Genomic DNA, 13,752 nt, shown 5'->3' on the forward strand with positions numbered 1-13,752 from the left:
GCATAAAAGATACCTGCATGGCCTATCCTATGTTTTGGTTAAAGTATCCGGACGTTAGAAAAGGAGGAGACGACATGGCAGCAGGACAAGGCTGGCAGCAGCAATGCCGGGAAATTCAAAATGCTTGCTCCAATAGCAACTGGAGTCAAGTGATCCAAGGGTGCAACGAGCTGATCCAATACGCGCAGCAGCAATCGGATGTTACACCCGCAGCAGTTGCACAAAACAATGAACAGCAGCAACAGCTATTCATTCAAGCGCATGCCGAGCAAGACTGATCGCAGCAATTGTAACATATAGCATTCAAAACACGAAATGATTCGGAAGGGCCCAGAATAGCATAGGCAGGATTAATGGGATGTCACGAGACCTTCGGATGCTAAGGTTATTGTAAAGCCATTCCCAAAGGTCGTGAGAACATCATCAGTGCCAAATTGCCTGTGATAGGAAAGGCTTGTTCCGGTAGGAGGTAATATTATGATTACGACTAGTGCACGTGCTGTATTCAGCCCGGAAGGTTCGTTCCAACTGACCACGATAGAACGCAGGGATCTTAAGCCGCATGATGTCCTTATTGAGATTAAATACGCTGGTATTTGCCACTCAGATATCCATACTGCTCGCGGCGATTGGGGACCTGTCAATTATCCTCTCGTTCCCGGGCACGAGATCGCTGGAATCGTCACCCAGGTTGGTTCCGAAGTTACAAAATATGCGGTGGGGGACCGAGTTGGGGTAGGCTGTATGGTCGACTCCTGCCGTGAATGTGTTAACTGCCAAAGAGGAGAAGAGCAGTACTGCCTTAGTGGAAATACGGGAACCTATGCAGCTATCGATAGATACGGGCAATATACACAGGGCGGCTATTCCACCCACATCGTCGTAACGGAAGATTTCGTGGTTCGAATCCCTGATGGTATGGAGCTTGACGTCGCTGCACCGCTTTTGTGCGCCGGCATTACAACATACTCGCCTCTTCGCCATTGGGGAGCTGCCCCCGGCAAGAAAATAGCGGTTGTTGGATTTGGCGGGCTTGGACATATGGCTGTGAAGCTCGCTCATGCCATGGGGGCAGAGGTTACGGTGTTATCCCAATCATTAAAAAAGAAAGAAGACGGCTTGCGGCTTGGCGCGGACCATTATTATGCTACGAGTGATCCGGAGACGTTTAAGAAGCTTGCCGGTTCATTCGACCTCATCATAAATACTGTGAGCGCGAAGATCGATATTAATGCCTATCTTTCGCTGCTGGCGCTTGACGGTACCTTGGTCAACGTCGGTGCGCCGGCGGAACCGCTGCCGGTTCAGGTATTCTCGCTGATCCCTCAGCGCCGGTCGTTTGCCGGTTCTATGATCGGTGGAATTCGTGAAACACAGGAAATGCTTGATTTCTGTGCTGAACACAATATAGCACCTGAGATCGAGGTTATTGCTGCCAAACAGATTGATGAAGCTTGGGAGCGGGTACTTGCTTCCGATGTCCGTTATCGGTTTGTAATCGACATCCGCACGATGGAGAATGAATAACTTTTGGGATAAATCAACAAGCCATTGTCTTTTTGGACAACGGCTTGTTTTCGTATGATTCATAGTTTTCTATCTAACAGTGCCTCGAGAATGCCCCGAGTTGTGCTGCCAAGACTTGATGTGAAAAAGGCTTATTGACGTGCTGATTCGCACATTCCCCGCAGTTCGTTGACCTGCTCTTAGATAATCAACATTTGTTGATAAATTGTTTAGTAATGAACAAATCCAGCTACATTAACGATTGAAAAACCGTTGATTCCATATAAAATTATAAACAGATGTTGAATAAGTAAACAATGTTGAATATATATAGGTCGGTCGGTTGGATCGCAGCTATATCAGTCGCAATTGCCATAATTCTTGCGGTGGTCTCATTTAGCCGTAAAACAAGCAGGAGGGTTATTGATGAACCGAATTGAAAAAAGCAAAGAAACATACACACAGCTATTTGGCGATGGTGTCCCAGCGGCGTATGCTACTGATCCTGATTTTCAAGACATCCTGAGCCGCTTTATTTTTGGAGAGGTTTTTTATCAAGGCAGCCTGGACGATAAGCAGCGTGAGCTTATAACCCTAGTAGTGCTTACAACGAACCAAACTTTGCCCCAATTAAAGGCTCATGTTCACGCCGCGTTAAATGTTGGGCTCACACCAGTGGAAATCAAGGAGGCCATTTACCAGTGTGCGCCATACATTGGATTTCCCAAAACATTAAATGCTGTTACTGAGGTCAACGAAGTCTTCAAAGCTAGAAATATTGCATTGCCGCTTGAGAGCCAAAAGCAGGTGGAAGAGGATAATCGGTTTGAAAAGGGGCTTGCCGTGCAGATAGAGATTTTCGGGGATGTCATTGCAACAATGCGGGAGAGTGCCCCATCCAATCAAAAGCATATCCAAGACTACCTCTCCGCCTTCTGCTTTGGCGATTTCTATACCCGCGGCGGTCTTGATTTAAAGACGCGAGAGTTGCTGACGCTCTGCATTATTAGTAGCATCGGCGGCGCAGAAGGTCAAGTGAAGGCGCATGTGCAGGGTAACAAAAATGTGGGAAATGACAAGGAAACCATGATCACCGCCATCACTCACTGCCTGCCCTATATGGGCTTTCCGAGAACACTGAACGCTTTGGCTTGCATCAATGAAATGATTCCCGAAAATTAAGAGCTACAAAAAATATATCAATGCTAAGGAGACAAAAGCATGTTTAACGAAACTTATAGATTATCCAACGGTGTAGAAATTCCAAAGTTAGGTCTCGGTACCTGGTTGCTTGACGATGAACAAGCAGCACAGGCAGTGCGTGATGCGGTATCTATCGGATATCGCCATATCGATACGGCTCAGGCCTATAAGAATGAGGCTGGTGTAGGCGAAGGAATTCGTTCCTGCGGCGTCGCAAGAGAAGAGCTTTTCATAACGACGAAGGTTGCTGCAGAAGCAAAGAGCTACGATACCGTTACGCAGTCCATTGATGAGTCTTTAGCCAAAATGGGATTGGATTACATTGATCTTCTGATTATCCACAGCCCACAGCCTTGGAAGGAGTTCCGTGAGGAGAACCGTTACTTCGAGGAAAATAAAGAAGTATGGAGAGCCATGGAGAATGCTTATAAGACAGGCAAAGTAAAGGCAATCGGTCTTTCTAACTTCCTTAAGGATGATGTACAGAATATTGTTGCAAGCTGTGAGATCAAGCCTATGGTAAATCAAATCTTGGCACATGTGAGCAATACGCCTCTGAATCTTATTGAATTTTGCCAAAAGAATGACATCCTGGTAGAGGCATATTCGCCTATCGCACACGGCGCAGTCCTTGATAATGCGGAGGTTAAGGTAATAGCTGATAAGTATGGAGTATCGGTTGCTCAGCTTTGCCTGCGTTATGATATCCAGCTTGGACTTGTAGTCATTCCTAAGACGGCCAATCCAGATCACATGAGAATTAATGCAGAGCTTGATTTTGTTATCAGCGATGCAGATATGGAGATGTTGAAGAATGTAGAGCCCATCCAGAGTTACGGTGAGCATAGCTTCTTCCCTGTATTTGGCGGGAAATTGAAGTAAACCATTATTAATGGGGGACTTTTTATAGTAACTGATCAGCTAGGGGATACCACTAGGAAGGATCATTATTGGAGGAATGAATATGGCAAAGCATGAAGAAGTAAAACATGGCGTTATTTTCCCAGTGGGCGAAAAAAATGAAGCATTTGCACAATATTTTGTGGGACAAAGCTATCTGAAAACATTAATTGCTGATCCTAAGGTGAATGTTGGCGTTGGAAATGTGACCTTTGAGCCAAGGTGCAGAAATAACTGGCATATTCATCGGAATGGATTTCAGCTCTTATTGGTGACTGGCGGCGAAGGCTGGTATCAAGAAGAAGGAAAGCCTGCTCAATCCTTAAAAGCCGGCGATGTTATTGTTACCCATGATGGAGTAAAGCACTGGCATGGTGCTGCAAAAGACAGCTGGTTCGAACACATTGCAATCACTGCGGGTACGCCGGAATGGTTGGAGCCAGTAACCGATGAGGAATATAATAAATTGAACTAATAATGAACTGGATCGGGAAGTTGTTTCTCAATCGATCATATAGCTCACTAGCGCTGGCTTCATAGAGGCTGAGGCTGTTCCCGGAGCAGAGCAACTGCTTAAAGGGGACAGCCTCTTTTTCTTGGATGAACAGGAGCTGGAAGGCATATGAAGATGCAGTTGTAATTAACGGTAGATTAGCATACAATGTATGTATCTATTATTAATTGATCAATCAATAAAATAAAAAAGGGGGAACGAATATGGCAAAAGGAACAGCATCTGCAAATCGCCGTACGGAAATCGTATCAGCGGCGATTGAAGTGTTCGCAGAGATCGGCTACTACCGTGCAACGACGGCCCAAGTAGCGGAGCGCGCGTCAATCTCACAGCCTTACGTCTATCGCTTTTTTACGAAGGAGTCGCTGCTGGTGGAAGCGCTGGAGGTATCCTGGCAGCGAATAGTGCAGGCCTTTCAACGCGTGATCGACACAGCGGCCCCGGAGCAATTGGAAATAGGCTTGATCCGAGCCTATGAGGGCATTATGGAGTCGCATCGCAGCGAGATTTTGCTCCAAATGCAGGCCCAGACGATTCGGGAAACGCCGATACGCGACGCCATGAGACAGGGGCTAAGCCAAGTGAAGACGCTGGTGGAGAACGCCTTTATCCAGTCCGGAATCCCGGATGCGGATGAACGGACCTCGAATTTTTTGGCAAGAGGCATGCTGTGCAACGTATCGATGGCGATGGATATGCCGGATTTGATGGTGAAGAACAAATAATAACGAAAGAGGAGCAGGCGGATGCCTTACTCCTCTTTTTCGTTCATCTTTTGCAGCTTTGCCGGGTTGTTGATCTTGTACGGCACAGGATGCTTGGTAAGCTTCTTCGCAACGATTTTGCCCTCGAAGGTGAGCTTGTCCCCAACTTCGAGCTCGAGCTTCTTCAGCGTGGCGCTGTGGCTGGACCAGGCGTCGCCGACCTCGGTCTCCGGATCAACGATCGTAACGGCTTCGTAAATGATGACCTCATCGTCATTGTCGGAGAAATGGTTCGGAACGGTCGCAAACTCCTTCACGACAGCCGTCATTTTGACCTTCTCCTCCGGGAGCTGAAGCTTCTGCTTCTTTCCTTTGCCTTTTGCCGGTTCGGCGGTCTTAGGCGCTTCCGGCTCAGTCTCTTTAGCGGCGGCTGTGCTCACAGCAACGGGCTGCGGCGCTATCTCCTCCTGCGGTTTGGCTGCTTCCGCTTCTGCAGGAGCCGAAGCCTGCGCTTCCTCGGTAATGGCCGTAGCCCTCTGTCCGTAGCTGGCGGCTTGCATTTCCTTCAAATAGGAGGGATGGATGCAGTGCAGCTGCTTGTTGTCCAATTCAATGATGGCCGTCATATTGTCGACATAGCCGATAATATGGCAAGCCAGATTCATGCCGTTGCCTTTGTAAAAAAACGTTTTACTCTTGGTCGCCTTCTCGGAAAGCAGGCCCCATTCCTTGCATTTATCAATCTGTGCCGCCTCATCTTCAAAGGCGATATATGTCGTGGGCTCGATGGTGAACGCATATGCCATAGGGTTCTCCGCCTTTCTTATTATCCCTTCCATCTTACCATTTTTGATGAGTTGTTTCATTATTTGGTGAGGAATGTCGAGACGACAAATAGCCTTCCCTATAAGCGGAAGGCAAGGGGAGATTTCGATAGTGCCCGCTGCTACTCACTCCGGCTCCCTACACGACTCCACTCTACGAATAATTGTAGGACGTCTCCACCGTACCGTCTTGGCGATGAATGATAGCGCTCTTGTTCAAGTCGGAAGCCCTCTGTTTGGCATAGTCGACAGCCTCAAGCTTGGTATCCGTACGAACCAAGGCTTGTTTCGCACCTTCCTCCTTGACGGCCCAGCTATCGCCATCCGGGACGACATGGATATTGCTTTGCCGCGGCGTAGACGAGCTTGAACCGGCAGGATGTTCATGCAATGGGTGGTCATCATTCCACCTCTTCGCTTGCGCGGTCGCAATGGCGATGGCCCGGCCTTCCTCGTAGCCATCCTCCAGCAAGGCATTTGCAATTTCTATCGCTTTCCCCCTCACACGCGGATCCAAATGCTTCATCGAAGCGGGATAATCATTCTTTTTCCATGGCATACAGGCTCCTCCTCCGAACGTTCTTATTCTGTAATTAGCCAGTTACAGAAGTTTCTAAACATAGGCTTCGCTTTGTTTTCCTTATTTAACCAATATGGTTTCTAACTGTGATAATATGGATAGGAATGGGGCTAAGGAGGCAAGGGAGCAATGGTTGGAATACTTTATTTTGTCGGGGCTCTTATTATTGTGGTTGGGGTGTTAGCGGGGGTTTTAGTCCCGCTGGGGCTCCCATTTATCGGAGGAGCTATTGTGAGCGGATTATTTTTGATAGCGCTGGGGAGAATCGTGGAGCTTCTCGAAAAGATCGAACGCAAGCTGCCGGACCCATCGAATAGCCAAACACAACAAGTACAGGAATACACCGTTAGCTCATCGGATTTCGAAGTGTATGAGTCCCGTAATGAAACGTACCGTTTTTTTACGCTGGACGGGGAAGATTTTATTCAGGCAAGGGTCTTTAAACATTATATGGAGCTGCATGGGGAATCTATTGTATTCAAGCTGCCCAACCAGGAACAAAGAGAGTGGATCAAGGAACCTGCGTACCATGCGTCTGCCCATTTATTTACAAGGGATCATATTGTATTCGTGAGACTATCCTCTTTAAATATTAAAGCCTCGCGTTTAGGGGATTCCATTGTTTTAAGCTACTCGGACAGTAAAATATTCATTTAACTAGCGGACATGAACGGGGCCATTGATGGATAGTATGAGAATAGAAGCACCCAGGCTCGGGAGATCCGCTTAGATGCAAAGGGAGGAACATAATCGTGAGAAATCTCCTCAATTTACTAGTAACCCTGCTTGTATTTTGGATCGGAAATGAATATTTCCACCAATATGTTGCCATTAAGGATACCAAGACTTTAATCATTGCTTCGGTTCTAATGTTTGTGATCAGCTTTCTATTTAGTCTTGCGATGGTTCTCTCCGTGCTGCTGATTACAGTAGGGATCGGCTGTCTGACGACGCCGGCTCTGATGCTGGTCTCGCTTATTTTAACACCAATCAAATTATGGCTTCTTGATAAATACTTGTACGGATTTGAAATTCACGGGTTCTGGACCTATGTCATCCTAACCCTGGTATTGAGCCTGTTTACGGTAAAAGTAAAGCACAAAAAGGACTGAGCAAGCTTACGATCATATCACAAAATATACCAGCGGCGCAATGCGAAACCTCCTCGTGTTGCGTTTTTTTATTGTAATTGAGGAAATGGAACAGCATTCAGAGGAGATCGAGAATATCGTGAAGGTCATTTCGGGAGGAAATCGCTACTTCTTCGTCTTCCTTGTCCAGGATGGCCGAAGATCTTCGCAGTTTAGTCGGTAACTTTAAGGTATAATAGGGGGGAAAAGGTTGAGATCATCATCCTTGATGGAACGGGGAGGAGCGAAAACGAGATGCCCAAAGCCATTTTATTAGATATGGACGATACCATTTTATCTTATGACCACGGGGTGGACACGGATTCGTGCTGGCGGAGATCCTTCGGCAGTAATCCGGGATGTGACCCTGAGGATCTGCTGGCTGAGATTAAAGCAGCGGCCCGATGGTATTGGAGCGATCCCGAGAGGCATCGAATAGGCAGGCTGGATCTCTATAAGGCTAGACAAGACATCGTTGGCATGGCCATGAAAAAGCTGGACGTTGAAAATGCCCCGCTTGTTGACACCATCGCCCATACTTACGGAGAAGAACGCGATAAGTGCGTTGCTCTGTTCCCAGACTCTATCGCCACCATCCAAGCTTTGCGGCAAAAGGGGATCAAGCTCGCACTATTGACCAATGGGAATGCGAAGCCCCAATGGGCGAAGATTCATCGTTTTGAGCTGGCACCGCTCTTTGACTGCGTCCTGGTCGAAGGCGAATTCGGCATCGGCAAGCCGGATGAACGCATCTATCTGCATGCGCTTGAGCGGCTCGAAGTAACTGCAGAGGAAGCCTGGATGGTCGGAGATAACTTCGAGTGGGAGGTAGCGGCGCCTCAGCGTCTGGGGATCCGCGGCATCTGGCTGGATCATAAGGGAGCAGGCGTACCTGCTGGCGCCACTGCTGTCCCTCACAGAATACTTAAGTCGCTGGGTGAGCTGCTTACCATGGTTTAACCGCGGGGGGCTATAAGCCCCTTTTTTTATTCTCGTAAAAGAAATGATTGACAAAGGCGGCTCCTCCACATATATTTGTTGTACATACAAAATAAATCGAAAGGGGATCACCATAATGGACGAAGGCTTTTTACACGACTGCTTATTTTTTACCGCCAATCGATTAGGCCGCGCCATTACCAAAATAGCCGAGGAAGAATTCGCGCCGACCGGATTGACGCCTATGTACGGATACCTGATTCGCCTGGTGAATGGAACCCCTGGCATTACGCAGAAGGAATTGTCCGAGAAGCTGTCCATCACACCTTCAACGCTTACTAGATTCATCGATAAGCTGGAAGGCAAGCAGCTGGTGGAGCGGAAGGGGCAAGGAAAGACCGTTCTGGTCTACCCTACCGACAAAGGAATTGCTCTGGAGGGCACGATCCGTCAAGCTTCGAAAAATTTACGCGCACGCTATGAAGCCATCCTCGGTGTAGAGGCAGCCGAACAGCTATCTTCTCTTATTGAGCTTTCAAGCGAACAGCTGGAAAAGAAATAATTTTTTAAAAATATTATTGTATGTACAACTAAATTAAAATAAAGAGGAAGTGAATCACAGATGGAGAGTCATCTCAAATCACCTCGATTTCATTATGGCTGGGTAGTGATCCTTGTTACCTTTGTAACACTGCTCATTTCCGCCGGGGTTCGTTCCATGCCCAGTATTCTGATTGTACCGTTCGAAAAAGAGTTCGGCTGGAACCGGGGCAGCATATCCGGAGTTATCTCTACAGGAATCTTTTTATATGGGATGGTAGGTCCGTTCTCGGCTGCCGTCCTGCAAAAGTATGGAATTCGCAGAGTCCTGATCATCACCTTGTCCGTATTGGGGGTCAGTATGGCGGTTACCCCGTTGATGACAGCCTATTGGCAGTATGAGATCCTGTGGGGGATTGTTTCCGGTCTCGCTACGGGAATGATGGCGAATGTGCTTGGCGTTACGGTCAGCAATCAATGGTTTGTGAAGCGTAAGGGGCTAGTCGTCGGCTTGCTTACGGCAAGTGCCGCTACAGGTCAACTGCTGTTCCTGCCCATGCTTGCAAAAATTATGGTTGAAGCCGGCTGGAGATATGCCGTCTATACGGCTGTTGCGGCTATTGTGATCGTATTGATCGCCGTCGCCATATGGATGCGAAACCATCCTTACGATGTTGGGGCTGCTCCTTACGGATCGGAGGAGGTGGTTCCGCCGGTGCCGTTTCAAGGAAATCTGTTCCTTAGTCCGCTATTGGCACTTCGGTCTGCCATGACGAACACGACCTTCTGGCTATTGGCAGGCACCTTCTTTTTTTGCGGATTTTCAACGAACGGGCTAATTGGCACGCATCTCATTTCGGCCTGTGGAGATTACGGAATTCCTGAAGTCATGGCTGCCGGATTGCTGGCCCTGATGGGGATGTTCGATCTGGTGGGAACGACGCTGTCAGGCTGGTTATCGGACCGGTTCGACAGCCGGAAGCTGCTGTTCTGGTATTACGGGCTTCGCGGGCTTTCTCTGCTGTTCCTGCCTTATGCCCTCGGCGCAGGTCCTAATATGCTGCTCGTGTTCTCCATCTTCTACGGTCTGGACTGGATTGCAACGGTACCGCCGACCGTGAAGCTCGCCGCCCAGGAATTCGGCAAGGAGAAATCCGGCATGATCTTCGGATGGGTGGTTGTGGCCCATCAGGTAGGCGCTTCGGTGGCGGCGTACGGCGCCGGAGCGATGAGAGAATGGTTCGGCAGCTACACAGTTCCCTTTATCGCGGCGGGTTTCGTCTGCTTGTTCGCAGCGATGATGGCGATCCGGATTTCTAAGGCCGGTGCCGCGGCCGCCCAGGTTCAGGCTTGATTGCATCATCCCGTGGATCAATCCAACGCGCAGGCTGCAGAAGGCAGCCTGCGCTTTTTGTGCGGCAGAACAGATGCGGGAAGCAGAAACGGATAAGCATCGTAAGATTTGTCAAAAATCGAGAAATCGGTGCGATGGGAGAAGGGAACCAGGCGGAACCGATGGATGCATCAAGATGCGGACATGAAGTTACGCCTGTTTGCCGTTGCCAAAGGGGCGTAGCGGGAACGCGAACGACAACCTTTTTTTCAGCTATCCCCCTTGAACTTCAATGATGGCCCTCCCTTTACGGGAAAGCTCTCCATGTATTGTATTCGTGCTCTCTATCGGAGATAATATACCTATACCGGTATAGCAGAAAGGATGGATTCGCATGTCCATGAAATACGATGACGATGTGAAAAAAAGATTAAGACGCATGGAAGGCCAAATCCGCGGCATCTTGAAGATGATGGAAGAGGAGCAGGACTGCAAGGATGTCGTAAGCCAAATCTCTGCAGTGCGAAGCGCCGCGGATAAAGCCATAGCCTATATTGTGGCTGTGAATTTGGAGCAATGCATTATAGAAGAAATAGAAGCGGGCAGAGATTCCGGCAAAGTCGTTAAGCAAGCGGTGGACCTGCTGGTCAAAAGCCGGTAATACAGGTGAGGGGGAGGTAGAACCGTGGATATACAGCTTATTATCAAAATTGTTGCTGTCGCTTGTCTGGTCTGGTTCCTGTATTCGCGCTTTGCAGGGGTCAAGGGATTAAAGACATTGAATTCCGATGACTTTCAGCAGGAGCTGAAGGAGAATCCGAATGCGCTGCTGGTCGACGTTCGTGAACCGGGAGAGGTCAAGCAGGGATTTATTCCCGGCGCCGTCAACATTCCGCTGACCCAGCTGAACCGAAGATGGGGAGAGATTCCCCGCGACAAAAGCGTTTATTTGTACTGCCGAAGCGGGATGAGAAGCAAGCAGGCGGCTCGCGTCCTGATTAGAAACGGCTTGCGCGATGTCGCTCATTTGCAGGGCGGAGTTGCGGCCTGGAAGGGCAAGCTTGTAGAGCAATAGGGAGGCCGTTAAGGCCTCTTTTTATATTTCACAGCTCCCCGCAGAGGCCTTGATAGAGCTTGGGGCTGCGGCATTAGCTTTCATGCCTATGACCCCGACGGCAACAAGCTCCACCTGTGGGGCGGATGGCCGAAGAAGTTGCAATGACAGCAGCCATGCTTGGCAGCCGCCGCAAGGAAAGATTAAAGGTCGCCCTCTCATGAGGACGACCTTTAATCTTCTGGGCCAGTCTGGTTTAACGAGCCCGGACGATTCGTAATAATACTTCAATCTCAGGCTTTTTGTAGCCTGAACCCTCCTGCGCATTCAATACCATGAGACCCGAGAGCACAGATAAGTAGGAGGAGATCAAATCCTCCAGCTGGCCTGCGGCAAGTTCTCCTGCCTCTTGCCCTTCCTTAAATAAGGGGAGCAGTTGATCGACGAAGGATTTCATCGAGTATTGCTCAACGAGCTGCCTTGCTTTGTCCGGCACGCCGTCCGACGTACGGGCTTGGTGAATCAGCATAAAGTAAGGCGCTCCGTTATCATCCAAAATATCTTCGGTTAGAGCTCTAATTTTGTCGAGCGGGGTACCTGGGAGCCCGTAAAGGCTGCGTATGGCGTCCTGCGATGCCAGCATAGCCTCTTGAACAAGAGTGTTGAACAGCTCCTCCTTGGATTTGAAGTAATGGTACAAGAGTCCGTGGCTGATTCCGGCTTCGGCTGCAATCATGCTCATCTTCGTTCCGATGATGCCGCGCCGGGCAAAGACCTTGAGGGCAGCCGCTATGATTTGCTCCTTCCGTTCATCGCGGATTTGGTGTAGTTGTTCATCGTTTAAAGGCGCCAATTGTCATTCATTCCTTTGCCATAATGGGCTTGCTGCTAATGTCTGATGAATTATCTACTTAGGAGTATACCATTTTTGGCCTTTTCTTTTAAGAAGCTTCTTGATTGGACGCTTCGGGATGAAGAGGGCGCGGTACAAAGACCTCCTGCGAAAATTGCGGCAGGATTTGCTCCAATGCGGCTTCCAGCGAATCGCCGAAACGTTGGTTCAGTTCGTCCAGCAGCCTTTTGCCGTCAGCCGTAGCTTGAAGCACAGTTCTTACCAGCTCAGGCTTCATAATTTGTGCCGGTGATACGGATAGCGTGTTGACCGCCCAATACAACCCGAACAGCTCCCAGTTCTGCGTCCCCGTGGCATACTGCAGGAACAGAGCCGAATACCTTTTGCCCCAATCGATTCCTTTCAGAGGCTCGGTCCCGGCATATTCAACGCCTTCCCATTGCAAATCGTTGGCGCAATTCAGCCACCATGCGGGTTCAATGACCTGCTGCAATTGTTGAAGCACAGTTTGCTCAAAATGAGGCTGGGGATCAATCCACTGCCGCTGCAAGCAGCTTTGCAAGGTCTCTGCTTCGATGGCGGCGACTGTCATGCCCTGCCCGAAGATAGGATCATAGATGCAAAAGGCATCCCCTAATACCAGAAGACCGGCAGGCCACTCCGTCATTTGTTCGTAATGGTGGCGGTACAGCTCCGGAACGCGGAATCCTCTTGGTGGAGCAAGCGGCTCCAGCTGCTGAAGAATGTTCGAAAGCATCGGGCTCGGCAGCTCTGCCAACGCCTGATTAAACTGCTCCTCCTGAGTGGGAGGATAGTGACCGCCCGGCCGGTACAACAGTACCTCTGCAACCTGATGTTCAATAAAGGAAAAGCAGCCGGAGAAGGTTTTGTTCTCAGGGTCCCCTGCCATGACGATGACATCCCATTCATCCGCCAGATGGGTGAGATGGGGAGGCAGCTTATAACGGCGGGTACTGTACCCGATATCGGCCTTCAGTACATCCGGAGCGGGGACATCGTAACCCATGCTTGTAAGCCAGGCCGGCAGCTTGGAGGAACGCCCGCTTGCATCGAATACCATATCGGCATGTATGACGATGTCTTGCCCCTGTCGTCCGCGTTCACGAACCAGCACTCCTGTAATCTGGCCTCGATCTGGGGTAGACATAAGCTGGAGGACATCATGACGAGCGAGCGAACGTACGTTGGCAATTTGCTTCACCCGTTCCCTAAGTACCCACTCCAGCGCGGCTCTGCTGAATTTGACATCATGACGCGGATATTTGCCAACCATGCTTCCGTATGGGTTCATATTGTGAACGGTCTTGTTGTAAGACGATGGGGAGCCGAGAGCCAATAAATCCTCTTCATAGCCGGGAAACAGGCGTGCCGTAATCTGCTTGCCCCGCATAGTGAAGCGATGGGGATGATAGGCCTGCGGAGTGCCGCTGCGCTCTCCCGGCCACTCAGGAAATTCGTCCTTGTCTACCATGATTACTTCTTCGTAGTAATCCGATACGACTCTCGCGGTCAGTAAGCCCGCAATGCTCCCGCCTATGATCACAGCTGTGCCCTTTTTTTGCATTTCTTTCATAAGTATCACTCCTTCGAAATTTTAGATTGATTTAATCAGTCAATATCAGGATAAAAATAAAGATTGACTTGTTTAGTC

17 protein-coding genes are annotated in these 13,752 nt (G+C 49.2%); 13 read left to right on the plus strand and 4 right to left on the minus strand.

Translation table 11 applies throughout. The annotated features are described in order from the left end of the window. Positions 1-74: 74 nt before the first annotated feature. The 6 genes from B1728_RS33970 (at position 75) to B1728_RS33995 (ending at position 4,848) form a co-directional block, all read left to right on the plus strand. Positions 75-278, plus strand: coding sequence for a hypothetical protein (locus tag B1728_RS33970; RefSeq protein ID WP_079914854.1), 204 nt, complete (start codon positions 75-77; stop codon positions 276-278). Between the two features lie 199 nt (positions 279-477). Then, positions 478-1,527 carry an NAD(P)-dependent alcohol dehydrogenase gene (locus B1728_RS33975; RefSeq protein WP_079914855.1) on the plus strand — a complete coding sequence of 350 codons (1,050 nt, stop codon included), beginning with the start codon at positions 478-480 and terminating at the stop codon, positions 1,525-1,527. Positions 1,528-1,932: 405 nt separating this feature from the next. After that, a complete protein-coding gene (locus B1728_RS33980; protein ID WP_079914856.1) occupies positions 1,933-2,688 on the plus strand; it encodes a carboxymuconolactone decarboxylase family protein in 756 nt (251 codons plus the stop codon). Between the two features lie 39 nt (positions 2,689-2,727). Beyond that, positions 2,728-3,591, plus strand: a complete 864-nt coding sequence (locus B1728_RS33985) for an aldo/keto reductase (protein WP_079914857.1) — start codon at positions 2,728-2,730, stop codon at positions 3,589-3,591. Positions 3,592-3,673: 82 nt separating this feature from the next. Then, positions 3,674-4,084, plus strand: a complete 411-nt coding sequence (locus tag B1728_RS33990) for a cupin domain-containing protein (RefSeq protein ID WP_079914858.1) — start codon at positions 3,674-3,676, stop codon at positions 4,082-4,084. A gap of 242 nt (positions 4,085-4,326) precedes the next feature. Further along, positions 4,327-4,848 carry a TetR/AcrR family transcriptional regulator gene (locus B1728_RS33995; RefSeq protein ID WP_079914859.1) on the plus strand — a complete coding sequence of 174 codons (522 nt, stop codon included), beginning with the start codon at positions 4,327-4,329 and terminating at the stop codon, positions 4,846-4,848. A gap of 26 nt (positions 4,849-4,874) precedes the next feature. Here B1728_RS33995 and B1728_RS34000 read toward each other — a convergent pair whose 3' ends face one another. Continuing rightward, the gene (locus tag B1728_RS34000; protein ID WP_079914860.1) at positions 4,875-5,633 is read right to left on the minus strand and encodes a hypothetical protein; all 759 of its coding nucleotides are present in this window, start codon (positions 5,631-5,633) and stop codon (positions 4,875-4,877) included. A 172-nt stretch (positions 5,634-5,805) separates the two neighbouring features. Next, entirely contained in the window at positions 5,806-6,210 is a 405-nt protein-coding gene (locus B1728_RS34005; protein ID WP_079914861.1) for a DUF2188 domain-containing protein, read from the minus strand. A gap of 150 nt (positions 6,211-6,360) precedes the next feature. On the opposite strand from B1728_RS34005, the gene B1728_RS34010 reads away from it, so the two are divergent. The 7 genes from B1728_RS34010 to B1728_RS34040 all read left to right on the plus strand — a co-directional run bounded on the left by B1728_RS34010 (position 6,361) and on the right by B1728_RS34040 (position 11,248). Then, positions 6,361-6,888: a hypothetical protein gene (locus tag B1728_RS34010; protein ID WP_079914862.1), complete on the plus strand. Its 528-nt coding sequence runs from the start codon at positions 6,361-6,363 to the stop codon at positions 6,886-6,888. Positions 6,889-6,983: 95 nt separating this feature from the next. After that, positions 6,984-7,343 carry a phage holin family protein gene (locus B1728_RS34015; protein WP_179136316.1) on the plus strand — a complete coding sequence of 120 codons (360 nt, stop codon included), beginning with the start codon at positions 6,984-6,986 and terminating at the stop codon, positions 7,341-7,343. Positions 7,344-7,616: 273 nt separating this feature from the next. Next, positions 7,617-8,321 (plus strand): HAD family hydrolase, encoded by a 705-nt coding sequence (locus B1728_RS34020; protein ID WP_079914864.1) that lies wholly within the window; start codon positions 7,617-7,619, stop codon positions 8,319-8,321. 115 nt (positions 8,322-8,436) lie between these two features. Then, the gene (locus tag B1728_RS34025) at positions 8,437-8,862 is read left to right on the plus strand and encodes a MarR family winged helix-turn-helix transcriptional regulator (protein ID WP_079914865.1); all 426 of its coding nucleotides are present in this window, start codon (positions 8,437-8,439) and stop codon (positions 8,860-8,862) included. A 60-nt stretch (positions 8,863-8,922) separates the two neighbouring features. Then, entirely contained in the window at positions 8,923-10,194 is a 1,272-nt protein-coding gene (locus B1728_RS34030) for an MFS transporter (RefSeq protein WP_079914866.1), read from the plus strand. Between the two features lie 373 nt (positions 10,195-10,567). Then, a complete protein-coding gene (locus B1728_RS34035; protein ID WP_079914867.1) occupies positions 10,568-10,834 on the plus strand; it encodes a metal-sensitive transcriptional regulator in 267 nt (88 codons plus the stop codon). A gap of 24 nt (positions 10,835-10,858) precedes the next feature. Further along, positions 10,859-11,248 (plus strand): rhodanese-like domain-containing protein, encoded by a 390-nt coding sequence (locus tag B1728_RS34040; RefSeq protein WP_079914868.1) that lies wholly within the window; start codon positions 10,859-10,861, stop codon positions 11,246-11,248. A 235-nt stretch (positions 11,249-11,483) separates the two neighbouring features. Here the strand turns inward: B1728_RS34040 and B1728_RS34045 are convergent, their stop codons facing one another. Then, positions 11,484-12,080, minus strand: coding sequence for a TetR/AcrR family transcriptional regulator (locus B1728_RS34045; protein ID WP_079914869.1), 597 nt, complete (start codon positions 12,078-12,080; stop codon positions 11,484-11,486). Between the two features lie 88 nt (positions 12,081-12,168). Continuing rightward, positions 12,169-13,674 carry an FAD-dependent oxidoreductase gene (locus tag B1728_RS34050; protein WP_079914870.1) on the minus strand — a complete coding sequence of 502 codons (1,506 nt, stop codon included), beginning with the start codon at positions 13,672-13,674 and terminating at the stop codon, positions 12,169-12,171. Positions 13,675-13,752 lie beyond the last annotated feature (78 nt).

The organism is Paenibacillus sp. 32352 (genome assembly GCF_002042965.1).
Taxonomy (GTDB): domain Bacteria; phylum Bacillota; class Bacilli; order Paenibacillales; family NBRC-103111; genus Paenibacillus_S; species Paenibacillus_S vulneris.